The sequence below is a fragment of the Ruegeria sp. AJ12 genome, from assembly GCF_056536245.1.
In genome coordinates this window covers 1,127,894-1,152,967 of record NZ_JBQFJJ010000001.1, presented here as the reverse complement: position 1 = coordinate 1,152,967, position 25,074 = coordinate 1,127,894, and the positions used below count along the sequence as shown (strand labels likewise).

Annotated in this window: 27 protein-coding genes; 10 read left to right on the top strand and 17 right to left on the bottom strand. The window is 58.2% G+C overall.

The window, feature by feature from the left end; translation table 11 throughout:
- The first annotated feature begins 91 nt into the window (after nucleotides 1–91).
- Complete coding sequence (phnF, locus tag ACR3E0_RS05860; RefSeq protein WP_480477066.1) at nucleotides 92–802, top strand: phosphonate metabolism transcriptional regulator PhnF; 711 nt, start codon at nucleotides 92–94, stop codon at nucleotides 800–802.
- A gap of 18 nt (nucleotides 803–820) precedes the next feature.
- Here phnF and ACR3E0_RS05855 read toward each other — a convergent pair whose 3' ends face one another.
- The 5 genes from ACR3E0_RS05855 to phnC all read right to left on the bottom strand — a co-directional run bounded on the left by ACR3E0_RS05855 (nucleotide 821) and on the right by phnC (nucleotide 5,564).
- A complete protein-coding gene (locus tag ACR3E0_RS05855) occupies nucleotides 821–1,435 on the bottom strand; it encodes an LbetaH domain-containing protein (protein ID WP_480477064.1) in 615 nt (204 codons plus the stop codon).
- 26 nt (nucleotides 1,436–1,461) lie between these two features.
- Nucleotides 1,462–2,829: a phosphonate ABC transporter, permease protein PhnE gene (gene phnE / locus ACR3E0_RS05850; RefSeq protein ID WP_480477062.1), complete on the bottom strand. Its 1,368-nt coding sequence runs from the start codon at nucleotides 2,827–2,829 to the stop codon at nucleotides 1,462–1,464.
- Entirely contained in the window at nucleotides 2,826–3,707 is an 882-nt protein-coding gene (phnE, locus tag ACR3E0_RS05845) for a phosphonate ABC transporter, permease protein PhnE (RefSeq protein ID WP_480477060.1), read from the bottom strand. The genes phnE (ACR3E0_RS05850) and phnE (ACR3E0_RS05845) overlap by 4 nt, the downstream gene beginning before the upstream one ends.
- Nucleotides 3,708–3,774: 67 nt before the next feature.
- Nucleotides 3,775–4,677, bottom strand: coding sequence for a phosphonate ABC transporter substrate-binding protein (gene phnD / locus ACR3E0_RS05840; protein WP_480477058.1), 903 nt, complete (start codon nucleotides 4,675–4,677; stop codon nucleotides 3,775–3,777).
- Nucleotides 4,678–4,742: 65 nt separating this feature from the next.
- The gene (phnC, locus tag ACR3E0_RS05835; RefSeq protein ID WP_480477056.1) at nucleotides 4,743–5,564 is read right to left on the bottom strand and encodes a phosphonate ABC transporter ATP-binding protein; all 822 of its coding nucleotides are present in this window, start codon (nucleotides 5,562–5,564) and stop codon (nucleotides 4,743–4,745) included.
- A 195-nt stretch (nucleotides 5,565–5,759) separates the two neighbouring features.
- Between phnC and rpe the strand changes: the two genes are divergently transcribed.
- On the top strand, nucleotides 5,760–6,449 hold the full coding sequence (gene rpe / locus ACR3E0_RS05830) for a ribulose-phosphate 3-epimerase (RefSeq protein WP_480477054.1): 690 nt from the start codon (nucleotides 5,760–5,762) through the stop codon (nucleotides 6,447–6,449).
- Nucleotides 6,450–6,511: 62 nt separating this feature from the next.
- Here the strand turns inward: rpe and ACR3E0_RS05825 are convergent, their stop codons facing one another.
- Complete coding sequence (locus tag ACR3E0_RS05825) at nucleotides 6,512–7,873, bottom strand: tetratricopeptide repeat protein (protein ID WP_480477052.1); 1,362 nt, start codon at nucleotides 7,871–7,873, stop codon at nucleotides 6,512–6,514.
- On the opposite strand from ACR3E0_RS05825, the gene ACR3E0_RS05820 reads away from it, so the two are divergent.
- A complete protein-coding gene (locus ACR3E0_RS05820) occupies nucleotides 7,861–8,292 on the top strand; it encodes a hypothetical protein (protein WP_480477050.1) in 432 nt (143 codons plus the stop codon). The genes ACR3E0_RS05825 and ACR3E0_RS05820 overlap by 13 nt on opposite strands.
- Nucleotides 8,293–8,547: 255 nt before the next feature.
- Here ACR3E0_RS05820 and tuf read toward each other — a convergent pair whose 3' ends face one another.
- The 3 genes from tuf to ACR3E0_RS05805 form a co-directional block, all read right to left on the bottom strand.
- Nucleotides 8,548–9,723, bottom strand: coding sequence for an elongation factor Tu (gene tuf / locus ACR3E0_RS05815; protein ID WP_480477048.1), 1,176 nt, complete (start codon nucleotides 9,721–9,723; stop codon nucleotides 8,548–8,550).
- Between the two features lie 116 nt (nucleotides 9,724–9,839).
- Nucleotides 9,840–10,430, bottom strand: coding sequence for a hypothetical protein (locus tag ACR3E0_RS05810; RefSeq protein WP_480477046.1), 591 nt, complete (start codon nucleotides 10,428–10,430; stop codon nucleotides 9,840–9,842).
- A gap of 97 nt (nucleotides 10,431–10,527) precedes the next feature.
- Nucleotides 10,528–12,876, bottom strand: coding sequence for a DNA topoisomerase IV subunit A (locus ACR3E0_RS05805; RefSeq protein ID WP_480477044.1), 2,349 nt, complete (start codon nucleotides 12,874–12,876; stop codon nucleotides 10,528–10,530).
- A gap of 199 nt (nucleotides 12,877–13,075) precedes the next feature.
- Here ACR3E0_RS05805 and ACR3E0_RS05800 point away from each other — a divergent pair, with 199 nt between their 5' ends.
- The 6 genes from ACR3E0_RS05800 (at nucleotide 13,076) to ACR3E0_RS05775 (ending at nucleotide 17,375) form a co-directional block, all read left to right on the top strand.
- On the top strand, nucleotides 13,076–13,696 hold the full coding sequence (locus ACR3E0_RS05800; RefSeq protein ID WP_480477042.1) for an SH3 domain-containing protein: 621 nt from the start codon (nucleotides 13,076–13,078) through the stop codon (nucleotides 13,694–13,696).
- Nucleotides 13,697–13,764: 68 nt separating this feature from the next.
- Entirely contained in the window at nucleotides 13,765–14,592 is an 828-nt protein-coding gene (locus ACR3E0_RS05795) for an SDR family NAD(P)-dependent oxidoreductase (RefSeq protein ID WP_480477040.1), read from the top strand.
- An 83-nt stretch (nucleotides 14,593–14,675) separates the two neighbouring features.
- A complete protein-coding gene (locus tag ACR3E0_RS05790) occupies nucleotides 14,676–14,879 on the top strand; it encodes a twin transmembrane helix small protein (RefSeq protein WP_480477038.1) in 204 nt (67 codons plus the stop codon).
- A complete protein-coding gene (locus tag ACR3E0_RS05785) occupies nucleotides 14,880–15,452 on the top strand; it encodes a cob(I)yrinic acid a,c-diamide adenosyltransferase (protein ID WP_480477036.1) in 573 nt (190 codons plus the stop codon).
- A 236-nt stretch (nucleotides 15,453–15,688) separates the two neighbouring features.
- On the top strand, nucleotides 15,689–16,495 hold the full coding sequence (locus ACR3E0_RS05780; RefSeq protein WP_480477034.1) for an electron transfer flavoprotein subunit beta/FixA family protein: 807 nt from the start codon (nucleotides 15,689–15,691) through the stop codon (nucleotides 16,493–16,495).
- Nucleotides 16,446–17,375, top strand: coding sequence for an electron transfer flavoprotein subunit alpha/FixB family protein (locus ACR3E0_RS05775; protein ID WP_480477032.1), 930 nt, complete (start codon nucleotides 16,446–16,448; stop codon nucleotides 17,373–17,375). Before ACR3E0_RS05780 ends, ACR3E0_RS05775 begins: the two co-directional genes overlap by 50 nt.
- 50 nt (nucleotides 17,376–17,425) lie before the next feature.
- Here ACR3E0_RS05775 and ACR3E0_RS05770 read toward each other — a convergent pair whose 3' ends face one another.
- Complete coding sequence (locus tag ACR3E0_RS05770; RefSeq protein WP_480477030.1) at nucleotides 17,426–18,235, bottom strand: DUF6473 family protein; 810 nt, start codon at nucleotides 18,233–18,235, stop codon at nucleotides 17,426–17,428.
- A 162-nt stretch (nucleotides 18,236–18,397) separates the two neighbouring features.
- Here ACR3E0_RS05770 and ACR3E0_RS05765 point away from each other — a divergent pair, with 162 nt between their 5' ends.
- Nucleotides 18,398–19,273, top strand: coding sequence for a 3-hydroxybutyryl-CoA dehydrogenase (locus ACR3E0_RS05765; protein WP_480477028.1), 876 nt, complete (start codon nucleotides 18,398–18,400; stop codon nucleotides 19,271–19,273).
- A gap of 48 nt (nucleotides 19,274–19,321) precedes the next feature.
- Here the strand turns inward: ACR3E0_RS05765 and ACR3E0_RS05760 are convergent, their stop codons facing one another.
- The 7 genes from ACR3E0_RS05760 to ACR3E0_RS05730 are packed head-to-tail and all read right to left on the bottom strand — an operon-like array spanning nucleotide 19,322 to nucleotide 24,746.
- A complete protein-coding gene (locus ACR3E0_RS05760; protein WP_480477026.1) occupies nucleotides 19,322–20,221 on the bottom strand; it encodes a lysophospholipid acyltransferase family protein in 900 nt (299 codons plus the stop codon).
- Nucleotides 20,222–20,261: 40 nt separating this feature from the next.
- Nucleotides 20,262–20,531, bottom strand: a complete 270-nt coding sequence (locus ACR3E0_RS05755; RefSeq protein ID WP_480477024.1) for an HPr family phosphocarrier protein — start codon at nucleotides 20,529–20,531, stop codon at nucleotides 20,262–20,264.
- Nucleotides 20,532–20,548: 17 nt separating this feature from the next.
- Nucleotides 20,549–20,941 carry a PTS sugar transporter subunit IIA gene (locus ACR3E0_RS05750; protein ID WP_480477022.1) on the bottom strand — a complete coding sequence of 131 codons (393 nt, stop codon included), beginning with the start codon at nucleotides 20,939–20,941 and terminating at the stop codon, nucleotides 20,549–20,551.
- Nucleotides 20,938–21,831 (bottom strand): RNase adapter RapZ, encoded by an 894-nt coding sequence (rapZ, locus tag ACR3E0_RS05745; protein ID WP_480477020.1) that lies wholly within the window; start codon nucleotides 21,829–21,831, stop codon nucleotides 20,938–20,940. Before rapZ ends, ACR3E0_RS05750 begins: the two co-directional genes overlap by 4 nt.
- Nucleotides 21,816–22,286, bottom strand: coding sequence for an HPr kinase/phosphorylase (locus ACR3E0_RS05740; RefSeq protein ID WP_480477018.1), 471 nt, complete (start codon nucleotides 22,284–22,286; stop codon nucleotides 21,816–21,818). Before ACR3E0_RS05740 ends, rapZ begins: the two co-directional genes overlap by 16 nt.
- A 4-nt stretch (nucleotides 22,287–22,290) precedes the next feature.
- The gene (locus ACR3E0_RS05735) at nucleotides 22,291–24,009 is read right to left on the bottom strand and encodes an ATP-binding protein (RefSeq protein WP_480477016.1); all 1,719 of its coding nucleotides are present in this window, start codon (nucleotides 24,007–24,009) and stop codon (nucleotides 22,291–22,293) included.
- Nucleotides 24,010–24,041: 32 nt separating this feature from the next.
- On the bottom strand, nucleotides 24,042–24,746 hold the full coding sequence (locus ACR3E0_RS05730) for a response regulator (protein ID WP_480477014.1): 705 nt from the start codon (nucleotides 24,744–24,746) through the stop codon (nucleotides 24,042–24,044).
- Nucleotides 24,747–25,074 lie beyond the last annotated feature (328 nt).

Here is a 25,074-nt window from a genome sequence, read left to right as displayed (position 1 = left end):
GCCGGGTTGTCTACATGAAATATACAACTAGACAAATACTACAGCCCGCTGGCGTGACTCGCAATCCGCAACTCTGTGAATATTTGATGACATGAGCAAAACACCTGTCTGGAAAAGCATCGCCCTGAGCCTGACCTCGGATATCGCCGAAGGGCGGTATCACACCGGCGACCGACTGCCGACCGAGGCGCAATTGGCAGCCACACACGGCGTCAATCGCCATACAGTTCGCCGCGCGTTGGCTGACATGGCGGAACAGGGTCTTGTACATGCCAGACGCGGGGCGGGCGTGTTTGTCGCTGCCCAACCGACGGATTACCCGATCGGCAAACGCGTCAGGTATCACAAGAGCATTTCGGCAAGTGGCAAGATACCGGGCAAAACGATCCTCGCCCTCACAACACGTGCGGCGGATCAGGCAGAGGCCAAGGCTTTGAACTTGCAAACCGGCGATGTTGTGCATGTCTATGACGGCCTGTCACTGGCAGATGGTCAACCGATCGGCCTGTTTCAAAGCGTGTTTCCCGCCAACCGGTTTCCAGACATCCTGCAGGCTCTGACCGAAACCCAATCCGTGACCAGGGCCTTGCAACAATTTGGCGTCACCGACTACACCCGGGTTTCCACGCGGCTTACCGCCCGGGCGGCGACAGCGACCCAGGCATTGCACCTCAAACTGGCAGAAGGCGCGCCGATTCTGTTCTCGGTCGGCATAAACGCGGACCCAGAGGGTGTGCCGGTCGAATACGGTAGAACCGTTTTTGCCGGTGAACGGGTCACCCTGACTCTGAATGAAGACTGAAACGCAACAGGGTTTGGCCTATTCGTACTTCTCCAGAAAAGCTTCGGCCTTAAGTGCCCGGAAATCCGGCAGGGCCCGGCGCAAGCGTTCATTGTCCCAGTCCCACCAGGACAACGCCAACATCCTGTCGGCAATCTCTGGCGCGTAGCGTCGACGGATGGGTTGTGCCGTCACGCCTCCGACAATCGTGTAGGGCGGAACGTCCTTGGTGACGACCGCCCCGGCAGCAACGACCGCGCCGTGACCAATCTCGACTTCGGGCTTGATGATGGCCGCGTGGCCGATCCATGTATCATGCCCGATCCGTGACGTCCGGCTGGCGCGGTAAGCAAACCATTCGGCATCATCTGCCTCATCGTCCCAGTAGCTCGCGGACCGATACAGAAAGTGATGCTGAGACGCCTTGTCCATCGGGTGATCGGTTGCCCCGATCCGCGTGAAACTCGCAATGTTTGCGAACTTGCCGATCTCGGCATTGGCAACGTCACAGGTCCGATCGCAATAGGAATAGTCCCCCACGACCGAGTTTGCGATCCGGCTGCCCGCACCGATCTCCACATAGGCTCCAAAGGTGCTGCCGGTAATACTGCAATCGTTATGAATGAACGGCTGGTCCGGGCTTAGTCGCGCCATTGGTCTTTCCAATCTTCCTGTATGTCTCAGACGGTCGTTGCCTTCTGCGTTTTAGTGGGCTTGGGTTTGCGTTCTTTACCTGTTTCGCCCTTGATCAGCCGGCGGCGTAATACACCCGAGAACCAATCCATCAGCATCACCATTAGGATGATAAGAACGATGTAGTACGCCACCTCTTCCCAATCCTTCTGGGTGATAATCGCCTGCGTCAGCAACAGACCGATCCCGCCCCCGGTGATTGCGCCAATAATCGTCGCGCTGCGGGTGTTCGACTCGAGGAAATACAGCAATTGGCTGAGCAATACAGGTGTCACCTGAGGGATGACGCCAAACCGGTAGCGTTGTGGTGCATTCGCGCCGGTCGATTGAACGCCTTCGATCTGTTTCTGATCCACGTTTTCCAGCGCTTCCGAGAAGATCTTACCGAACGTGCCTGTGTCCGTGACCAGCATTGCCAACGCGCCGGTCAGGGGGCCGGGGCCAAACGCCCGGGCCAGAATGACCGTCCAGATCAGTGCATCGACACCGCGCACAAAGTCAAAGATGCGGCGTGTAACAAAGCGAACCGACCTCAGCGGGTTGAAGTTCCGCGTTGCAAGGAAGGCCAGTGGCAAGGCGACAATGGCCGCGCCGAACGTGCCCAGAAACGCCATGAGTATTGTTTCAAAGATGGCCCAGGCCACATCCTGATGGCGCCACATCTTGTTGGTCCAGAAGTCGTTCAGTATCGCGCCGGTCTCACCCGACGTCGCCTTTCCCACAAGGTCCGAGACTGATTGGCCGTAATAGGGGCTGTCCAGCGTGAACCAGAACAATTCCCAACCATTGAAATAGCGGAACACCTCGGATCGGTTGCGGGTCACGGTCAGACGACCGGCATCTGTCGTGATGGCCAGACGGTTTTTCGAAACATTGATCCAATCTGGCACATCGCCAGCTGGCAGCTCTGCCTGAACGCCTGCCGCGCGGGTTGGGGTGGCGCGCACGGTCCCGTAACCAGGTATGTCATATTCGATAGTTTCCGGCCCAAAACGCACAACATGGCCGTCTTCGAGGTCGATCACGGTTGTTTCGCCCAGCGTTACCCAATCGGGGGCTTCACCTTCCGGGTACGCACCTTTGCGCTCGCCTTCGATGGCGGCGGAAATCTCACCGGTGCGATTGTCACGTTCGACATGCGTCTTGTAGCTGTAACTGTCGGCAACCAATGTCTTGCCGTTGTCCCAATTGGCCCGCGCCGCCAAACCGGGGACGTCAAAAGCGAAGAAGACGTAAACCAGATACACCAGAACCAGCGCGGGCAGACCAAAGTTCATCAGCCGCTTGCGGCTGAACAGGCGCTCAGCCTCTGCCTTCAATTCATCCATCGACAGGTCGGTCGCGAAGGTGCTCATGCCGAGGCTCCTTTTTCCGACCCGTGGGTCAGGCGGTCGCGCAGATAGCCCGATATCTGATCCACGATGACAATGGTAACAAATAGCAGGAGGAAAATGGCGGCAGCTTCGTCATAGCGGCCCTGCCCCCAGGACATCGAGTTTCGCAACTCGTACCCGAGACCACCTGCACCAACGAAACCCAGGATGGCCGATGCCCGGATGTTGATCTCGAGCCGCAGGAGGGCATAGCTGACATAGTTTGGGCCGACCTGCGGGATCACGCCCAGATACATCCGCTGCGACCAGTTGGCCCCGACGGAATGCAGCCCCTCGATGGGCTTGAGCGAGGCGTTTTCATTCACTTCCGAGAACAGTTTGCCCAGCGCACCGGCGGTATGGATGGCAATGGCGATCATCGCAGGAACCGGTCCCCCGCCAAGCACAAAGATCAGTACCAGTGCGATTACGATTTCAGGCACTGCGCGGCAGATATCGGCGATGCGGCGAAACAGCGGGATCAGCGAAGGCCAGAGCGCCATACCCCGGGTCGACATCAGGGCCAGAAACGTTCCGACGATCGTACCGATCAGCGTCGATGCGGCGGCAATGTTAATGGTCTCAATCAGGGCCGGGTAGAATCTGACGAGGTTTTCCGGCATGGCGCCGATTTTCTCCCACGCCTCGGCCAGAACTTCAGTCGGATAGTCCAAAACACGGTGCCAGCCATCGATGAAACTGCCGGCGTTCCGACTATCGGCGGTGCGAAACCCGGCAGCCATCAGGGCCACGAAGAGGATCAGAAGAATGCCACCATAGACCCGCTTGCGTCGTGTCATAGCAGTGTAGTCGTCGCGAATTCGGTCGACGCTGAAGGACCCTGACGTCAGGTCTGTCATGGAATGCTCCCGAGCGGAAAAACGGGGTCCGGTTTCGCACCGGACCCCGTTTATTGGAGTTGCAGGCTTAGTTGGATTTCAGCTTGCGGGCTTCGATGATGACTTCGTAGGCCTCATGTGTAATCGGATCGAAGCTCTTTGCTTCGCCTGCCGCGACGCCGTAAAAACACTCGCGATCTTTTTCGCTCAACTCATCCCAAAGCTTGGTCATTTTTGCCTTTACCTCGGCCGGCAACGACTTGCGGATAACAACCGGGCCTTCCGGGATCGGCTGGGACTGCCAGATCATGACCATGTCGTTCATGTCGACCAGACCCGCGTCAACCGCGCGGCGCAGGGCACCCGAGTTAAAGCCGTCTTCCCAGTCGCCCAGACCGTCGGCCCAGGTCACACCACCGTCAACGTCGCCGTTGTTCACCGCGACAATGGTCTGCTCGTGACCGCCGGTGAACTTCACTTCACCAAAATAGTCACCCGAGTCCATGGTCGCACCGGTCGCCTGAGGAATCTCAATGGAAGGAATCAGATAACCCGAGGTCGAGTTCGGATCGCCGAAGCCAAAGGTCTTGCCCTTCATGTCTTCCAGCGAGGTGATGTTGCTGTCCTTGCGGGCAAATCCAATCGAGTAATACCCATAGCCGCCATCCACGTTCACCTTGACCAGAACCGGCTCAACCGCTTCGGGGTCGCTCAGATAGGTTTTGGCATAGCCCGAAGCCCCCAGCCATGCCATGTCGATGGTGCCACCCAAAAGGCCCTGGATCACGCCATCATAGTCGGCAGGCGCAAACAGCTTGGTTTCAACGCCCAGTTCCTCCTCGGTGTACTGGCGCAGGCACTCGTTGTTGTTCAGCCGGTCTTGGGCGTTTTCGCCACCCAGAATACCAATGCGGAACTCGCTGATGTCCTGAGCCATGACCGGGGTGGCCAGCGCCGTAGTTGCCACAAGGGCAGTAAGCAGTTTCTTCATCTGTCTCTCTCCAGGTTGATGTTCCCGGCCTCTCATCGGACCGGGCGATGAAAGGAAGGTGTCTCTCAGATGGTGGCTTCGGCTTCCATCAAAGCTTTCTGAGCGGCATCGAGCGATTCGATTTCCGTCGACGTTGCCTCTTCGGAGAAGCTTGCATCTGCGCCGTAGATCTCACGGGCGACGCCGGTGGTCAGCTGCTCTGGCAACCCGTCAAAAACGATGCGCCCATCGCGCATTCCGACCACGCGGTCGCAATAGCGACGGGCTGTGTCCAATGTGTGCAGGTTGGCGATCACCGTCCGACCATCTTCTTCGTGAATCCGGCGCAAAGCCTGCATCACGACCTGCGCATTCATCGGGTCCAGCGACGCAATCGGCTCGTCCGCCAGAATGATCCTGGGGTCTTGCATGAGGGCGCGGGCGATGGCGACGCGCTGCTGCTGCCCACCTGACAAGGCCTCGGCCCGCTTTGGCGCGTGCTCGGCGATACCGAGACGGTCCAGAATATCGATAGCGCAGTGAATCTCTTCCATCGGAAACAGATTGAACATGGTCGCCAGAGTCGAGTGGCGGTTCAGCGTTCCATGCAATACGTTCGAGACAACGTCCATTCGGGGCACAAGGTTGAACTGCTGAAAAATCATCGCGCAATCCGCCTGCCACGCACGTTTTTCGCGGCCCTTGAGCTGCGTCACGTCGCGGCCCTCAAACAGGATCTGACCGTCGCTGGAATCCGTCAGGCGGTTGATCATCCGCAGCAATGTTGATTTGCCCGCACCGGACCGTCCGATGATTCCGATCATGCAGGGTTTGTCGACATCCAATGTCGCAGAATCGACGGCCGTGTTGTCGCCAAAACGCTTGGTCAGTTTTTCGATACGCAGCACGTGCCACCCCCAGTTCGTATTGGCGGTCAGCTACAGATGGCGTTCAACGGCTTTGTGTCGGTTGCGTGAAAGTTTTGTAACGGCGCCGGAGCAACGGTTCCGCCGAATACCCGCTAACAGAACAGGCCCAGGGCTACCCTTCCGGGAATGCTGCCGCTATATGCTCTTCAAACGATTTGCCAATACGAGGTCGCAATGAGCTTTGACCGCACGATCAAGATCGCCCCATCGATCCTGTCTGCCGATTTTGCCAATTTCGGGCAGGAAATTCAGGCCATTGAGGCGCAGGGCGCGGACTGGGTCCACATAGATGTGATGGACGGTCATTTCGTTCCGAACCTTACATTTGGGCCTCCGGCGGTCAAAGCCTTTCGCCCGCACGTGAAAACGGTGATGGACGTTCACCTGATGATCACGCCGGTCGATCCTTACATTCAGGCCTATGCCGATGCCGGGGCCGACATACTGACGGCCCATGTCGAGGCTGGTCCCCACACCCATCGCACGTTGCAGGCCATTCGCGCCGCGGGGATGAAAGCAGGCGTTGCGCTGAACCCGGGCACTCCGGCAGAGGCCGTCGAACACCTGTTGGACCTTGCCGATCTGGTGTGCGTGATGACGGTGAACCCGGGGTTCGGCGGGCAGAAGTTCATCGATATGACCGGCAAGGTGCGCCGCCTGCGCCAAATGATCGGCGACCGTCCGGTCCATATCGAAATTGATGGTGGCGTTGACCCTCAAACCGCACCTCTGGTCGCTGCGGCAGGTGCAGATGTGCTGGTTGCAGGCTCCGCTGTATTCAAAGGCGGTTCAGTCGAAAATCCCGGGGTTTACGGTAACAACATCAAGGCTGTGCGAGGCGCAGCCGAAGCTGCAATTTCCTGAGACACATCGCGAAAGCGGTTGAATTGCAAAAGGTGGGGACGCTGACATGCCGCTGTTTGCGGTCAATTAAATTCCGTGATTTCATCGTCGGCTCCAACCGCACGATTGCTGTACCGCAATCGCATCCGTATCGCCTGTACAAACCGCCCCTCGGCCACGAGTGACGACAGAAATTCGCTCAAATTGTCCTCGGACAAACCCGCCTCAATGGCCGCATCGAACGTCATTTCTGCTGTTTCGAACTTCCCTTCCCCTAAAAGAATCAGCGCATTCGTGAACTGAATGTACGACCCCTCAGGGTCCAGTTCGAGCGCCCGGTCGATGGCACCACGCGCCTCTTCCTCCCTGTCCAGCCAGAGCGCGATTTCAGCGTGGAGACGGTGGTCAAAGTGATCGGCGTCCTCCCGTTCAACGCTTCGCCGGATTTGCGTCAGCGCAGACGCGTAGTCCAGATCATCGGCCAACAAACTTGCCCGCCAATACAACAAGTAGCTGCTGGGACCTGCCCGACCTTCTGCATTTGCCAAAACTGTATGCGCCTCTGACCGCCGACCCAGGGCAGACAGCGCCCGTGCCTTTCGAACATAGCCGTCCGCCTCGTCAGGCTTGGCTGCAATAACGGCCTCGGCATCTTTCAAGGCCTGTTTCGGGCGATCCAACATCAGCAGAATAAGAGACCGGCGCGATTTGGCGGAAATGAAATCAGGGTACAATTCCAGCGCCCGAGTTACGTGGTAAAAGGCACTGTCCCACTCGTCCTGTTCGGTCAGAACATAGGCCACACCGTATTCTGCATAGGGATCGCTGGAATCCACGTCTACAGCAGCCCGGAACGATGCCAGCGCGTCGTCATATAGACCTTCGTCAACCTGCACCCATGCCAATTCACGGATTGCCCAGCTATACTCTGGCTCCAGAGCCAAAGCCGTGCGCATCTGGCCTTCAAACGCATCAAAATCAATCTGACCGCCGCTGTATTGGCTTGCGGCCAGTCCGGCCATGTTTTGGGCCGTCGGTTTGCGTGACACCGCCTGCCGGAACAAATCGGCGGCTGCAACATAGTCGTCGCGGTAATACCGCATCCACCCAAGACCTTGCAGGCCCGGCTCGGCGTTGGGGCTTAATGTCAGGATTTCGTCAAATGCCGATTCGGCCTTCTCAAGATCATCCAGATCGAAATAGGCCCAGGCCAGCACGTCGAGCATTTCAATTCGTTGCCTGTCCGAGGCACCGGCCTCGCCCAGCCCACTCTGGCAGATTTCAATCAGGCGCTCGGATGTATCCTGTTGATCCAGGCAAGCGGAAACGAAGGTGGACTGCGAATTTGTGAGAAGCGGCTTGGAAAAAGCGCTGTCGCTGGTCGAGACCGTCAAACAGACGGCCAGTGTGATAACTTTGATAAGATTGGTTAATGCTGCGAACATTTTGTCCAAAAGGGCTGCTTTGTTTCCAGCAGGATACGCATAAATGTGATGAGAAAAAGGCCGCCCTGTTTCAGGACGGCCTTCTTTGGTTCCATGGAGTGGGCCCTTGGGCTTGTTTAGAGCGAACACCTCTCGCCGCTTTTCACAACTATTCGGTAATTCCAAAATCGACGCTGGCGTCGGCTTTGCACCCGGCTTGCGGATCAGCCGCACCGTTTCAGGGCAGTGACCTTGTCCATTTGAGGCGTTTCCTTTCCTTTGACCGAATCAACTGGGTGATCTGCGTTCGTGGACGGATCACACAGGATCGCGTCCCGCATGTCATCAAGATCGTCGCTATGCAGAAGTCGTGTGCAGTTGACTGCGAACTGAGTACCAAACATATTTCACCCTTTCATGCGGCAGGAACGTGCAATTGAACAGGATGCGTGGCGGCGGTTTCCGGACGTTCAAATCTGAATGAACAAAGGTATGCCATACCGTGCCACCACCGTGTTTGACCTGCTGCGGTTTCTCTTCACGACTGAAGGTAGAGAGTGATCTATTCCTAAGAGTGGTCCGCAGATTAAAACGCCGAAAGGTAACAAAAATAGGCCGCCCCTGAGAGGCGGCCTATTTTGTTGCAGCGGTTGAGCCCGAGATTATTCGACGAATACTCCCGTCGGCGCCACCGATTACTCGATGATTTTCGAGACGACGCCTGCGCCGACGGTGCGGCCGCCTTCGCGGATGGCGAAGCGCAGACCGTCTTCCATCGCGATCGGCGCGATCAGCTCGACGCTGAAACCGACATTGTCACCAGGCATGACCATCTCGGTGCCTTCGGCCAGGGTCACGGTGCCGGTCACGTCCGTGGTCCGGAAATAGAACTGCGGGCGATAGTTCGCGAAGAACGGGGTGTGACGACCGCCCTCTTCCTTGGTCAGGATGTAGGCTTCGGCCTCGAACTTGGTGTGCGGGGTCACCGAGCCGGGCTTACACAGAACCTGGCCGCGCTCAACACCGTCACGGTCGATGCCGCGCAGCAGGGCGCCGATGTTGTCGCCCGCTTCGCCGCGATCCAGCAGCTTGCGGAACATCTCGACACCGGTGCAGGTGGTTTTCTGGGTGTCGCGGATGCCGACGATTTCGATCTCGTCGCCCACATTGATCACGCCACGCTCGACACGACCGGTCACAACGGTGCCACGGCCCGAGATCGAGAACACGTCTTCCACCGGCATCAGGAACGGCTTGTCGACTTCGCGCTCCGGCGTGTCGATGTAGTCGTCAACCGCCTGCATCAGTTCCTTGATCTTCTCTTCGCCGATTTCCGGGTTGTTGCCTTCCATCGCGGCCAGAGCCGAGCCTGCGATGATCGGAACATCGTCGCCGGGGTACTCATACGAAGACAGCAGCTCGCGGATTTCCATTTCCACCAGTTCCAGCAGCTCTTCGTCGTCGACCTGGTCGACCTTGTTCATGAACACGACCATCTTCGGGATGCCAACCTGGCGGCCCAGCAGGATGTGCTCGCGGGTCTGCGGCATCGGGCCGTCAGCGGCGTTCACAACCAGGATCGCGCCGTCCATCTGCGCGGCACCGGTGATCATGTTCTTGACGTAGTCAGCGTGGCCGGGGCAGTCGACATGCGCATAGTGGCGCGCGTCGGTCTCGTATTCCACGTGGGCGGTCGAGATGGTGATCCCGCGCGCTTTCTCTTCCGGCGCGCCGTCAATCTGGTCATACGCCTTGAAGTCACCGAAATACTTGGTGATCGCTGCGGTCAGCGTCGTCTTGCCGTGGTCAACATGCCCAATCGTGCCGATGTTGACGTGCGGTTTTGTACGCTCAAACTTTTCCTTTGCCATTCCTCAGGCGCCCTTTTGCGATTTGGGGGACCCGTGGTCCCGTGGTTACATCTGCGCGCGCGAGATATTTGGTTCAAAGGGGAAAATCAAGCACATCCTGAGGGAAAAGCCATGCCCTATGCCGGATTTTGTGTAACCTCGACGGAGTCGAGGGGCTGGATCAGATCCGGACGTTTGTCGAACCAGCCGTTTTCCAGATGTTCTTCGGCCAGCCATTCTTCGACTCGGTCTGCCACTTTCAAGGCAAGCCCGCTCATCTGTTCTTCTCTGGTACGGGTGTTGCCCGAGCCGGCAAAGGCACTTTCGCCGGTTGTATCTTCAAGCACCTGGAACTGCTTGCCTTTGGCCACGAATTCCTTTTTGCCCACATCATAGACATTCACCAAGACGATGGCCGTGCTTTTGGGGTTGTAGATGATTGGAACACCCGGAGGCGCCAACATGTACCCTTCGAGGCTGATCCCGATGTCGTATTCCTGTGCGCCTTCGTACCGGCCCAACCGGATGTCGACCGCGTTCTGAATGGCGTCCGTCCATTCCTTGGGCGTTGCATCCCGCGACACAGGCCCCTGAACGGCCTTGTCTGCGAAAGCATAGTTTACCCGCAATTTGAACTCGCCGAGCGATTCAGGTTCTTCATAGAGCTGCGTCTGGGTACATGCGCCCATGAGGGCCAATCCGGTGATCAGGGTCAGAATACGCAGCATCATCTTTTCTCGATAGGCCTGTTTTCAATGGATGTAGCGCACCAGCATGGTTTATGCCAAGTCGTATCGGCAGAATTTCCCCTTCGCCGCGCGCTGTTCACGAAAACTTATAGTCGCGTGGGAAGCCATAGGGCGGTTTTTTCCCTACACTCGCCCGTTTGGCCAGCCATTGGGACAAATCTGCCTCGTGCCGTGTCTTGTCGCCCCCCATTGACCATTTGAGGCCCTCCTCCCAGTTGAACGTAGCCACGTCAGACAGTCCACCATCCAGTTCAAGCGTCCCCTGACGCCCGCGCGCCATATTGTATTTCTGCAGGCGTACGCCCTTGCCGCGTGTCATCTCAGGCAGTTCGTCAACCGGAAAGACCAGGAATTTTCCATTTTGCGAAACAACCGCCACGTGGTCGCCATCAACCGGTTTGCAGATCATCGCCGTCTCATCGTCCTTGACGTTCAGTACCTGTTTGCCATTGCGCGTCTGGGCCAGCACATCATCCTCGGGCACCATGAAGCCATTGCCCGCGTCCGAGGCTACCAGCAATTTGCGCCCAGGCTTGTGGATCAAGATCTCCACTATCTGCGCTTCGTTTGGCAGATCGACCATCAGGCGCAGTGGCTCACCCATGCCGCGCCCACCGGGAAGATTGGCGGCACTGACCGTGTAGAACCGCCCGTTCGAGGCAAATACCAGTAGACGATCCGTCGTTTCCGCATGGAAGATGAAGCGCGGCCCGTCACCATCCTTGAACTTTAGCTCGCGGGTCAGGTCGATATGGCCGGTCATGGCGCGAATCCAGCCCATTTGCGAGCACACAACCGTGATCGGTTCGCGATCAATCATTGCCTCCAGCGGCACTTCTTCGACATTGCCGGCCTCGGCAAACCGGGTACGGCGGGTTCCGCCGTCGTAGTCCTTGCCAAAGGTCTTCTTGGTCTCCTTCAACTGTTCGGCGATCCTGGCCCATTGAAGGGCGGGATCGGCCAGCAGGTCTTCGAGGTTGGCGCGTTCTTCCATCAAAGCATCGCGTTCACGGACCAGTTCCATCTCTTCCAGACGCCGCAGGCTGCGCAGACGCATGTTGAGGATCGCATCGACCTGAATCTCGGACAATTCGCCCTCGCTCGGTTTGGGTGAGACATAGTCCGCTTCGCTGGTGGCGCGGACATGGGTGATGCCCCAGATCTCGCGCATCAGCGCAGCCTTTGGGTCGTCATCGTAGCGGATAATGTCGATCACCCGGTCGAGATTGAGGAAGGCAACAATAAAGCCCTCCAACACTTCCAGACGGTGATCGATCTTGCCCAGACGATGACGTGAGCGGCGCAGCAGCACCTCTTGCCGGTGATCTAGGAAAGCGCGCAACACTTCCTTCATCGAGCAGACTTTGGGCGTCACCCCGTCGATCAGCACGTTCATGTTCAGGCTGAACCGCACCTCAAGGTCCGAGTTGCGGTAGAGCATCCCCATCAGCACCTCGGGGTCCACGTTCTTGGAGCGCGGTTCAAGGATCAGGCGGATGTCATCGGCAGATTCGTCGCGGACATCGGCAAGGATCGGGATTTTCTTGGTCTGGATCAGTTCGGCGATCTTTTCGATTAGCTTGGATTTCTGAACCTGATAGGGAATTTCGGTGACGATGATCTGCCATTGGCCGCGACCCAGATCCTCAACCTCATATTTGCAGCGCAGTCGGAACGAGCCACGCCCGGTGCGATAAGCCTGCGCGATATTCTCAGGCGGCTCGACAATCACGCCACCGGTCGGGAAGTCCGGGCCAGGGACATAATTCAACAGGGTGTCGTCGCGCGCGTCGGGCGTCTTGATCAGATGCAGACAGGCGTCGCAGAGTTCCGAGATGTTATGCGGCGGGATGTTGGTGGCCATACCCACGGCGATCCCGCTTGCGCCATTGGCCAGCAGGTTCGGGAACTGAGCGGGCAGCACGACCGGTTCAGTCAGCGTGCCGTCATAGTTGTCGCGGAAATCGACAGCGTCCTCGTTCAGACCTTCCAGCAGTGCCTCGGCCACGATGGTCATCCGTGCCTCGGTGTAACGCGAGGCCGCCGGGTTGTCGCCGTCGATGTTGCCGAAGTTCCCCTGCCCGTCGACCAGCGGGTAACGGACGTTGAAGTCCTGCGCCAGACGCGCCATCGCGTCGTAAATCGCGGCGTCACCATGCGGGTGGTAGTTGCCCATCACGTCGCCGGAAATCTTCGCAGACTTACGGAATCCCCCGGTTGCGCTGAGTCGCAACTCGCGCATCGCATAGAGGATTCGCCGGTGAACGGGCTTCAGACCGTCCCGCGCATCCGGCAATGCCCGGTGCATGATGGTGGACAGCGCGTAGGTAAGGTAGCGCTCACCAATCGCGCGGCGCAGCGGTTCGGCCACCTCGCCCCCATTGTCAGGGGTCTCCATATTGGGGTCATCGATCGTGTCGTTCATAGATGATGTGATACGACGCTAGGAGTGTCGGGTAAAGCAAGCAGCGTGCATTTTGCTGGGGACAAGTCGCGGTTTTTGCAACAGGGGGAGGCAAGTATCAGATTTCCCCCGTTTTTCGACTCGTACCCACAAGTATGTTAGAATTCCATCAATTGAATTGCTGCCTATTTTTGATGTTACGATTACCGGGGGATGCGCCATGACGCGCCTGATACTTGTTACCTTTGCTTTACTTGGCTGGACCTTTTACGTGGTCAGTGGAGGTTCCGATTTTGAACCGCGCGGTCTGCGCTCGGACAGTCCACAACGCGTCGCCGAAACACCTGTACAGGTTCCGGAGTCGGCGCCGGTGGAACAACTCGTCACTCGAGTGGTGTTGAAACCAACTGATGTGATTGCGCCCTTACCTGATGCCAAGCCTGTGTTGGATGACGACGAGGCCGAAGCGCTGCTGGCTGACGTTGCGGCGGGGCTGCAGGCAAACCCATCCCTGTTCGACGATCAAGGCACGACACTGACACTGGCCTCTCTGGAACAGGGCGTCGCCGGGTTGCAGCAGATCAAATCGGATGCTGAACCTGTGGCGGTTGAAATCTCGGCGGTACCGGAACCCGAAAAAGATATCCGCGAAGTGTCCGGAACCCGCGTGAATATGCGCGACGGCCCGGGCACGATTTATCCGGTCATCGGCAAAGCCACACTCGGCCAGAAAGTCGAAGTGCTGAGCGAGTCCGGCACCGGCTGGCTGCGCTTGCGCGTGTTGCAAGGGCAACAGGTCGGGTGGATTTCTGCCTCACTGGTTCGCAAAACCACAAACTAACACATGCATGTCATTGCCCTGAGCACCTCCCGACCATAGCTATTGGCGAAGGCAGTTCCGGGGATGACATGCGGAAATCGATTCTTATTACAGGCTGTTCATCCGGTATTGGCCTGGATGCAGCACACGGTATGCGTGCGCGGGGATGGCGTGTCTTTGCCTCGTGCAGACAGCAGCGCGATTGCGACCGTTTGCGGGCGCAGGGCTTTGACAGTCCCCAAATCGACTATACGGACGGCGACAGCATCACTTCAGGATTAGCTCAAGTCCTCAAGGAAACAGACGGGACCCTCGACGCGCTGTTCAACAACGGCGCGCATGGGCTGCCCGGCGCGGTCGAAGACGTTCCGACCGAGGGGTTGCGCCATATCTTTGAAACCAATGTCTTCGGCTGGCATGAACTGACGCGTCAGGTGATTCCCGTCATGCGGGCACAGGGTCACGGGCGCATCGTGCAATGCTCTTCCGTTCTGGGACTGGTGGCCTTTCCCTGGCGCGGGGCCTATGTGGCCACGAAATATGCCGTCGAAGGCCTGACCGATACAATGCGATTGGAACTCCGGGACACCGGCATAAAGGTGGTGCTGATCGAACCCGGCCCGATAACCTCAAAGCTGCGGGAAAAGGCGATCCCGCTGTTTGAACGTTTCATTGACTGGGAAAACTCGGCCCTGCGCGACAAATACGAGGGATCCCTCCTCAAGCGCCTCTATGAAAGCTCGGGACCGGATCGGTTTGAACTGCCGGCCTCCGCCGTCACAGAAAAATTGGCACACGCAGTAGAAGCCAAAAGCCCAAGATCGCGCTATTATGTGACGACGCCGACTTACATAGCCGGGTATTTGCGCCGAATCCTGCCCACAAAGGCCATCGACCGCATCCTCTCGGACATCTGAGGCGAAATACCCCGTTCGCTTTTGATCAGGTCGGCGCTAGATGGGGCGCAATGAAACAAAAAACACACGGACGGTGACTGGTTATGGACCTTTTGATGGTCGTTCTCCTTCTGGCCATGGCGGCAGTTGTCGTCGTGCTGACGATTGGTATCGCCAATTTTGGAAAAAGCGGCATGGAAGCTGCCAAGAAGAGCAACAAGATGATGCGCCTGCGCATCCTGTTCCAGTTTATTGCCGTGGTGTTGATCGTGCTCTACGTCTTTCTGCGCGGGCAAGGGGTTCAATAAATGGTCGTTCTGAACAAGATTTACACACGCACTGGCGACGACGGCAAAACCGCGCTGGGAAATGGTGAGCGGGTAGCAAAATACTCTGGTCGCGTCACAGCTTACGGGACGGTGGACGAATTGAATGCGTTTGTCGGCGTTGCCCGAACCGAGGCCGATGGCGAGACCGATGCAGCGCTGGCCCGTATCCAGAATGATCTTTTTGATCTCGGCGCCGATTTTTGCCGCCCCGACATGGAAAAAGATGCCGAGGCAGATTATCCGCCGCTGCGCATCGTGCCTGCCCAGATCGACCGGCTTGAGACCGAGATCGACGCAATGAACGCGGATCTGGAACCGCTGCGCAGTTTCATCCTGCCCGGTGGATCGCGGTTGGCCGCGCATCTGCATGTCTGTCGCACAGTATCACGCCGCGCCGAGCGTCTGTCGGTGGAACTGACCAATATGGAGCCGGTGAACGACGTTGCCGTAAAGTACCTCAACCGGCTCAGCGACTGGTTCTTTGTGGCCGCGCGCTGCGCCAATAACGGCGGCAAAGATGACGTCTTGTGGGTTCCGGGCGCCAACCGCTGAAATTAGCGGTCGCAAAGAGCCGGAAGATCGATGTCCCTAGACTGGACATCTGAGCCAATCTGCAAAACATGCATATTAGTGTTCCTTTACGTCAAAAAACACGAAACGCGACGTCCCGGTGTCATGACGTGACGATTTTGCTCTGTTGTGACGCGGCGCAAGGCGCTATCTAGGCCCGCGAGAACATGGGTGGAGTCGCCCTGCGGCTTGCCGTTTTTTGAGGAGAAAGCGCCAAAATGAAGGTACTCGTGCCTGTCAAGCGCGTGATTGACTACAATGTTAAGGTTCGCGTGAAAGCGGACGGCAGCGGTGTTGATCTCGCCAATGTGAAGATGTCGATGAACCCCTTCGACGAAATTGCGGTCGAAGAGGCGATCCGCCTGAAAGAAGCCGGCAAGGCTGACGAAGTTGTCGCCGTGTCGATCGGTGTCAAGCAGGCGCAGGAAACGCTGCGGACCGCGCTGGCCATGGGTGCGGACCGCGCCATTCTGGTTGTGGCAGCCGACGATGTGCACCAGGACATCGAGCCCCTGGCGGTTGCCAAGATCCTGGCCAAAGTGGTCGAGGAAGAGCAGCCCGGCATCGTTCTGGCGGGCAAGCAGGCGATCGACAACGACATGAACGCCACGGGCCAGATGCTGTCGGCCCTGCTGGGCTGGTCCCAGGGCACCTTCGCGTCCGAACTGGACATCGAAGGCGACACCGCCAAGGTCACCCGCGAGGTGGATGGCGGCCTGCAGACCATCAGCGTCAAGATGCCGACCATCATCACCGTCGACCTGCGCCTGAACGAGCCGCGCTATGCGTCGCTGCCCAACATCATGAAGGCGAAGAAAAAGCCGCTGGATGAGAAAACCGCCGCTGATTACGGCGTCGATGTCACCCCGCGTCTGGAGGTTGTCAAAACCGACGAGCCGCCGGCCCGTGCCGCGGGTATCGTCGTGGGCTCGGTCGACGAGCTGGTCCAGAAACTCAAAGAAGCGGGGCTGTGTAATGGCTGTACTTCTGCTTGCCGAAGTCAACAACGGCGAACTCAGCTTTGACGCCACCGCCAAGGCCGTGAACGCGGCCAAGGCACTGGGTGACATTACCGTTCTGGCTGCAGGCGGGTCTGCGGCTGCTGCCGGCGAAGCCGCTGCCAGGATCGACGGCGTGTCCAAGGTTCTGGTGGCCGAGGATGCCTCGCTGGGTCATCGCCTCGCGGAATCAACCGCAGCGCTGATCGTGGGTCTGGCCGATGGGTACGAGCACATCGTTGCCCCCGCCACCACCGACGCCAAGAACGTCATGCCGCGCGTGGCTGCATTGCTCGACGTGATGGTGATCTCGGACGCCTCGGGCGTGGTCGATGGCTCGACTTTCGAGCGTCCGATCTACGCGGGCAACGCGATCCAGACGGTTAAGTCGAATGACGCCAAGAAGGTTGTCACCCTGCGGACCGCAAGCTTTGACGCCGCGGGCGAAGGTGGCTCGGCCCCGGTCGAAACCATCCCGGTCGGCGACAACCCCGGCCTGTCGCAATGGGTCGAGGACAAGGTCGCCGAAAGCGACCGTCCGGAACTGACCTCGGCCGGCGTTGTTGTCTCGGGTGGTCGTGGCGTGGGCTCGGAAGAAGACTTCAAAATGATCGAGACCCTCGCGGACAAGCTGGGTGCAGCCGTGGGCGCCTCCCGCGCGGCGGTGGACTCGGGCTATGCGCCGAACGATTGGCAGGTGGGTCAGACCGGCAAGGTCGTGGCCCCCGATCTCTATGTCGCTGTCGGCATTTCCGGCGCGATCCAGCACCTTGCCGGCATGAAGGACTCGAAGGTCATCGTGGCGATCAACAAGGACGAAGAAGCCCCGATCTTCCAGGTCGCGGACTTCGGACTGGTCGCCGACCTGTTCCAGGCCGTGCCGGAGCTGACCGAAAAACTCGGCTGATCATATTCAACCAGACAACACCTAAAGGCCCGCCAAACAGCGGGCCTTTTTTAGTTCAGGTCCCGGAGTATCGTCAGCAAACGCTCCGCAATCGCCCTGTGCGCAGATGGCCCGATCATGTGTTCCGCCATCGGCTGTTGCAGGGTTCCAAACAGCAAATCCTCCAGATCGTCAGACTCGCCGGACACGGAAACGGACAACTCCACGACGCCTGCGCAAAACGGCCGGAGTTGAGCCACCGATGATGCGTCCAAGGGAACATGCTCATGCGCCAGTTCATTATGTCGCTGAACACGTAGCCACAACAAAACAACCGGCGTCTCGATTTTCTTGAGCAATGCACTGCATCTGCGGAGCCACGCGGCGCGCAGTTCCTGCACGACGAGTTCAAAACGCGCGTCGTTCTTGGCCTGCAGCAGCGTCAGCAGATGGCGCACGAAATGCACGTCCGTGAAATCCACGTCTTGGTAAAGCTTCAACAAGTCTGCTGTTGGTTCTAGAAATCGATCATTGCGACGGGGATGCACACGGTAAAACCGGTTTGTCTGCCCCGGAACATCCGGCACCTGAAGCACGCACAACCGGGCTCCGTTCAGCAGGGTTTGCAAACCTTGATCGGTACACAACGCCTCAACACCGCAGAACACGCTGCCCAGGTTAACGCACCTGCCACCCATCCGCCTGTCCAGCAGCGCCGGGAATGGGTGTTCCACGAACCGCCCAAATGTTTCGTCTCCGCCAAAGCATGCCACATAGGGCTCATCCAGCGTTCGCTTTGGCCCTCGAAACCACAGCTTGGACCCTGCGTATTGGCAGGCCGGTTCTTCGCGCCCTCCCGAGTCCTTTTGATGATAGCCCATGACACTCACCCAAATTTCACCCGGTTGCCATCTTGCCGCCCCAAGTGTTGAGAAAATCCTAATGTGCGGATTTGAAGCAAATACCATTGGCCGGACGCCCTTGCCGCCCGCCCCGATCTGCCGATAGTGTCGCCCTACATCCCGAGACAAAGGCACCGGACAATGGACGTAAAATCAGTCGGAGTGATTGGCGCAGGCCAGATGGGCAACGGTATCGCCCATGTGCTGGCGTTGGCGGAGTATGATGTTCTGCTGAATGACGTCAGTCAGGACGCGTTGGATAGCGCATTGTCCACGATCGAGGGCAACCTCGCGCGTCAGGCGTCGCGGGGCAAGATCACCGACGATGCGATGCAGGCCGCGCTGAAACGGATCACGACGACCTTGGACCTGCCCAAACTGGGCCAGACAGATCTGGTGATTGAGGCCGCGACAGAACGCGAAACCATCAAACAAGCAATTTTTGAGGACCTGCAGCCGCATCTGTTGCCCCATACGATTTTGACATCGAACACATCGTCGATCTCCATCACCCGCCTGGCGAGCCGGACGGATCGGCCGGAGCGTTTCATGGGTTTTCATTTCATGAACCCGGTGCCGGTGATGCAACTGGTCGAACTGATCCGCGGAATCGCAACGGACGAAGAGACCTTCGCCGCCTGCAAGACAGTGGTGGATCGGCTGGGCAAAACCGCAGCGAGCGCCGAGGATTTTCCGGCTTTCATCGTCAACCGGATACTGATGCCGATGATCAACGAGGCCGTTTACACACTGTACGAAGGCGTCGGGAATGTGCAGTCCATCGACCAATCCATGAAACTGGGCGCTAACCATCCGATGGGACCGTTAGAGCTGGCCGACTTCATCGGGTTGGACACTTGCCTGGCCATCATGAACGTTCTGCATGACGGGTTGGCGGACACCAAATACCGACCTTGCCCGCTGTTGACGAAATATGTCGAAGCGGGATGGCTGGGGCGCAAGACCGAACGCGGCTTCTACGACTACCGCGGAGAAGTCCCTGTACCGACGCGATAAAAGGTCAGTCGCAAGCCGGTAGGGTTTGCCGGAAGAAAACTATGCAGGTCAGGATTTGAGCAAGCGGCTCAATGACATCGTGTGTTTTCTGAGCCATGTCATGAAACCGCGCGGATCTTTCTCGAGCAGTTGCATATCCTCATCGGAAATCGGTTCGCCGATGACCGGGGACTGTGGCTTGTTGCAGGACCGGACTATTTCATGCAGCAACAGTCCCTGCCGCAAGATCGCCGAAAGCTTGTTGGCGATCTGATAGGCGCGCGAGTTCCGTCCCGGAAAGAAAATTGGAACCACCTGCGCCCCGGACCGCCGGATCATCTTGGCGGTAAACACGTTCCATTCCCGTTCGATCGCCGGGCCGAACCAGTCGTCCGACGACATGACAACACCCGACGGAAACAGGGCCACGACACCGCCGTTTTTCAGGTGCTCCATTGCCTTGCCGCGCATCTCCAGCATCTTGACCTGCGCTTCAGGATCATGCGGAAACGGCACCGGTATCATGAACGAGGTCGCGGCTTCGTCCAAACCGGTCAGAACCGAGCGGGTCAGGATGCGGTAGTCACTTCGGACCTGCCCAATCAACTCGGCCAGGATCATGCCATCCACCATGCCGTGCGGGTGATTGGCGACCACTACAACGGGTCCTTTTTTCGGGATCCGGGCAATCTGCTCCGGCGGTGTTGTCAGGTCGATCCCCATGACCTCCAGCGCGCCGCCCCAGAACCGTTGGCCCCGGTAGTATTCGTTCTTTTTCTCGAACGTGTTGACCATGCGCAAAATGGTCAGCTTGCCCGTGCACCATTCGATGGCGCGGATGGCTGTCGAAGTCCAGGCATCGTCGAAAGAGTTCGCATAGGTCAGCGTTCTACGGTCGTAGATTTCGCCCTGATCCTCGGTCCCATCCAACACCGGGGCTGTCTTGGTCTCGTGCGTTGTTTCCGCCAATTCCTGGTCTTCCCGTTCTTCCTGTCCCGGCAGGGGCGGCCTAAAACCCTTCTCCGAACTTGTCGTTCACCAGAGTTTCCAAAGCTTCTGCCAACGCCTCAGCATCCGGTCCAGATGTCTCGACGTCAATAGTCGTTCCGCGTGAGGCTGCCAACATCAAAAGACCCATGATGCTGTCACCTGAGGCAGAAAGTCCCTCCCTTGAGACTTCCGCGTTCGCGTCAAAGCCTTCAACAACTTCAACCAGCTTTGCCGAGGCACGGGCATGCAGGCCCTTTTCATTGATTATTTTCAAGCTGCGGGTGGTCATTACGAAAAAGTCCGGTCTTAATCCAATGTCACATTCTGCGCATTGATGTACTTTCGTCCAGCCTCCATTGCCTGCCGGACAGCATCGGCCACAGGCAAGTGGCGGCTTTTGGCCAATTTGATCAGCATTGGCAGGTTTGCACCATAGAGAATTCGGCGATCCTGGGGGGCGCAGGCCCGAAGACTCAGATTCGATGGGCTGCCTCCGAACAGGTCGGTGACGATGATCACACCATCGCCCACATCCACCTGATCCGCAGCCCGACAAATCTCGGCCTGCTTTTCATCGCGGTCGTGGTCGGCCTCGATCGCGACTGCCGCAAGTCCGGGTTGCGGTCCCACCACGTGCTGCATGGCAGCCAGATACTCCTGCGCCAATCCCCCGTGCGCTACGATCACAATCCCGATCAATCTGGCCTCACATTCAACGATCGACGTTCCATCTCGCGGTGCCTAACTGCCACCTGCTGTCCCCCCTCTGCAAGAGCCTTTGCAACCGCTTCCGCCATGGCGACGGACCGGTGCTGACCCCCCGTACAACCGAAGGCAACAGACAGGTGCGCTTTGCCCTCGGCCCGAAAAGCCGGCAGCAACAGATTCAGCAAATCGACAACCCGGTCAAAAAACGGAGCATAATTCATGTCCGCCTCTACATAGTGCGCCACATCCGGGTTTCGACCATCCGCCGCCCGCAATTCAGGGCGCCAATACGGATTTGCCAGAAACCGGCAATCGAACACCATGTCGAGACCTCGTGGAAGACCCCGTTTGTACGAGAAGGACTCAATGGAAACCGCAAGGTGCCGCCCACCTTGCGGGGCAAACCAACGCTCAACCTCGTCCCGCAATTGGTGGACGTTCAGCACGCTGGTGTCGATCAGCGTATCGGCAATCTCTCGAATCGGGGCCAGGAGTTCCTTTTCGCGCCGGACGCCGGTTTCCGGCCCGGCATCCTGTGCAACCGGATGGCGTCGGCGGGTTTCCGAGAACCGCCGCAACAGAACCTCATCGCTGCAATCCAGATACAACACAGTCAGGTCCACCTGGGCCATACGACCCAGTTTCTCTGCCAACTCAATAAAGCCAATTGTCGAAAAGTCCCGGTTTCGCGCGTCGATGCCCAGCGCAACAGGCCGATCATCGTCGGCTCCGTCCAACAGGCGGGACAAGAGACCCATAGGCAGATTGTCGATGGCTTCGAACCCAAGGTCTTCGAGCACGTGGATTGCAGTGGACCGTCCCGCGCCCGAGGGACCTGTCACCAGAACAATGCGCCGCTGCGAAGTCATGTGCTGGGCCATTCCGGGTCCACGCGTCCCATTTTCAGTAGTTGTATCAAGGCTGATGCCAAATTGGGTATGTCCGCGGCGTGAAGCAAGGGAACAGTTTGCCTCAGTACCCGGATCGTGACCGGGTCTGGAAGCCGCGCCGATGCGCTGTGGTCCAGATCGACAACACAGCCCACGCGCACAGGGCCGCTCGGTATCGCCCGCAGCAGTCCAATGCCGCGGGCCTCGATCAGTCCAGAGATCGGTGCTACGGCGGCAGCCATGAGTTGATTGTTTTCCATGCGCAGATCGACCCGATCATCGGCTACAAGCTCGGCGCCCAGCGCTATCATCTGCAAGCCCAGACCTGATTTTCCTGTACCCGAAGCCCCGACAATCAGGACTCCCTTGCCGTGGACCGCGACACAGGTGGCGTGAATGCAGGCTGTGTCCCGGTCCGTCACATCTGACAGGGCTGGGACACTCATGGATTCAGACGGGTAGCCCGACAACGAAGCGCGCGCCGAGCGGATCCGAGGTGATATCGGCCTCTGTCGGGCGAATGTTCTCGGCCCAGATGACACCGCCATGGGCCTCGACGATCTGTTTCGAAATCGCCAGGCCGAGGCCCGAGTTGTTCCCGAAATGCTCTTCTGGGCGCTGCGAATAGAACCGCTTGAACACTTTGGTCAGGGACTGTTCGGGGATACCGGGGCCGGTATCCTCGACCACGATCAGCACGCGGTTGTCACGCTGCCGAACCCAGACTCGGATCGCGTCGCTTTCTTCGCAGAAAGAAATCGCATTGGTGATTAGGTTGACGAAAACCTGGGCCAGACGCGCCTCAAGCCCGTTGACCACAATCGGCTCGGACGGCAGGTCCGTGATGTAATCGATCCCTTTGGCACGGGCCTCATCCCCCAGATACTGACCGATATTGCCCAAGAGTTTGAGCAGGTTAAAGGGTTGTTCTTCTTCCTTGACCAGTTCTGCGTCCAGACGTGAAGCGTTGGAGATATCGCTGACAAGCCGGTCCAGGCGCCGCACGTCATGTTCGATCACACCCAAGAGCTTGTCGCGTTGATCCTCGCGCTTGACCATCCGCAGCGTCCCAACGGCAGATTGCAGGCTGGCCAACGGGTTTTTGATTTCATGCGCGACGTCAGCCGCAAACTGCTCGTTTGCGTCGATGCGATTGTAGAGAGCGGTCACCATGCCCCGCAGCGCACGGCTGAGGCGCCCGATTTCGTCGGGCCGGGCACTTAGGTCCGGGATGCGGATACGCCCCGGATTGACGCCTGTCCCACGATCCTTACCCATTTCCGCGGCCGAAGCGAGGTCTGCCAGCGGGTTCGCAATCGTCGACGCCAGAACAAGACTGAGGCCTACCGAGACCAAAAGGGCGACAACGAACATCTGCAGAATACGTTCCTGTTCACGTCGGGCCAGCGCATCAATTTCCCCTGCCGGACCGGCAATGGCCACAGCCCCTACCGGCTTACCTTCAAACAGGATTGGCGCAGCGGCCACGATCACGGTCTCGCCTGCATCGTCCTGAACTGCCTGAACCTGTTTTTCACCCAATAAAGCCTGTGGGATGATGGCCTGAACGCGTTGCGCAAGTGTCGGCGCCTCACTGACTTCTGACCAGTTGAAAATCTTAGATACCCCAGTCCAGACCGCGTTCAGCGCGTCACTGATGACAGTAGCACCGGTTTGCACTTCGGCATCTGTGCGAAGCAGGACAGGCAACTCCGAAGCCGGGGCCGCCCCGCGCGTCCATCCGATCAGGGTTCCGCCGGCATCGTAGACAAAGACTTCACCTCCTTCAGGCAGGCTCAGGCCAGCCAGCGTGTCTTTGACATCCAGATTTCCGGCGCCCTGTGGGTTTTGAGAGGCGCCCTGTCGCAACTGGGTTTCAAACACGTTGCTGACCAGCTGCGCGTCCCCGATCAGGTTACGGGCCGTCTGCTGAACCTGCTCCTTGCGGGAATCGTCCAGATAGAGCAGCCCTGTCACCAGGATCACGAGTGCGATCAAATTGAAGGTTATGATCTTTCGGGCAAGAGGCGATCCGCGTAGTGAAAACAGGTTTCTCCGGGATCGTTTTTCCCGCAGTTCAGCAGAGTCGGGGTCCTGAGGAATGACCCAGTCATCCCCAAGAACGACATCACCGTCGCGCACTTCGTTTGCTTGTTCGGTGTCGCGCACGGAACCCCATTACCTCTTGCAGTCGGCCGCGCCTATTCTTCGTTGTATCTGTACCCGATACCATACAGGGTTTCGATAGCCGAAAACTCTGGGTCCGCCGCCCGCATTTTCTTGCGCAGGCGTTTGATGTGGCTGTCGATCGTGCGGTCATCCACATAGACCTGATCGTCATAGGCCACATCCATCAACTGGTCGCGGCTTTTGACAAAGCCCGGACGCTGTGCCAGCGCTTGCAGCAACAGGAACTCGGTGACCGTCAAAGACACATCCGTGCCCTTCCAGCTAACCGCATGGCGCAGCGGATCCATCCGCAACTCACCCCGTTCCATAACCTTGGTGTCGCCGGACGCAGCGGCTGAGACATCCCCGCTGGTGGCTTCCTGACGACGCAGCAGCGCCCGGATACGCTCGACCAGAAGGCGCTGAGAGAACGGCTTTTTGACATAGTCATCCGCACCCATGCGCAGGCCCAGAACCTCGTCGATCTCATCGTCTTTCGAGGTCAGAAAAATCACCGGCATCTGCGTTTTCTGACGCAGGCGCTGCAACAGATCCATTCCATCCATCCGCGGCATTTTTATATCCAACACCGCCATATCAGGCAGTTTCTTGTTGAACGCGTCCAACGCGGCCTGTCCGTCGTTATAAGTTTCAACCTCGAAACCCTCGGCTTCGAGCGTCATGGACACAGACGTCAGAATGTTTCTATCGTCATCCACCAGTGCAATCTTTGACATCGGGTTCACCCCTATTCCTGCTCACTCGCGCAATAATACGCTTATTTGTAAGGCATTGTTGGCGGTTTTGAGCCACCGAATCAATCCGTAACTGCGAATCATGCCATTCTTGCGGCAGGGATGCGGCAAAATTGCCTTGCCCTGCCCGAATTGTTGCCCGGATTTCCAACAGGAATTTCGTGGTGGCGCTAAACCTGTGCTTGGTTGCGCTAACTGCGCCAAACCGTCCTGTTCATGCCCTAAATGACCATGATAAGAGGCGCCTATCCGCCGGGATATACCGGTAAAATGCCCCAAGAGCGCACGTGGCCGAACTGCTGCAGCGCTG